Consider the following 654-nt stretch of genomic DNA (forward strand, 5'->3'; position numbering starts at 1 on the left):
GACCTCTCCACCGCGTTGAAGCATCCCGAAAATTGGTGGCTTCTCTTTTTCGAGGGTACCGCGCCCGCGAGCGCCCTTCAAGCGCCGCCGTCGGCCCTTACGGCCTTTTTTTTACTGCCTCGGGGTGGCCCTTGTGGCCGGCCACGACATAGACCTCGTCACACTCGACCTCGCCCGAAAGCGTCGGCTCCGCTTGCACCGCCACGATGCCCGTGCGCAATGGCGAGGTCATGCGGTGCGCATCATCTTTATTCAGACCCCACTCCTGCCCGATCTGCTCGTTGGAGAGGTTCAGACCCATCAAGTACAGGCACCAGATCCACACCCCCAACGGTTGATGGTGACCCGCGAAGATCGTGCCGGTCAAGTCGTCAAAGTAGCGTCGGCAAGCCGTGCAGCGATATTTCCGGCGCGACGGCTGGGTCGTGTCATGACCTTGCCGGGTCACTTCGGGTGAGGCACAATGCGGGCAGCACACTCCCTCCGGCCAGCGCCGTTCGCGTACTTCGTCGTAACACTTGGCATCGTCCAGCAAGTTCTGAAGGTGGAGCATCGGGCCATATCCTTACGGAATAACAACCCAAAATTCTATCGGACCGGGCGCCTCACTGCCCATAGATCTTCAACCGTCCGAAACGCATAAAGAGCCATTAG

The 654-nt window shown here is 59.8% G+C and carries 1 pseudogene; it reads right to left on the bottom strand.

What is annotated here, in order from left to right:
• Nucleotides 1-553, bottom strand: a pseudogene (locus AW06_RS21160) (IS1595 family transposase); the annotation flags it as partial.
• Between the last annotated feature and the right edge of the window lie 101 nt (nucleotides 554-654).

This window comes from Candidatus Accumulibacter cognatus (genome assembly GCF_000584975.1).
In the GTDB taxonomy this organism is placed as follows: domain Bacteria; phylum Pseudomonadota; class Gammaproteobacteria; order Burkholderiales; family Rhodocyclaceae; genus Accumulibacter; species Accumulibacter cognatus.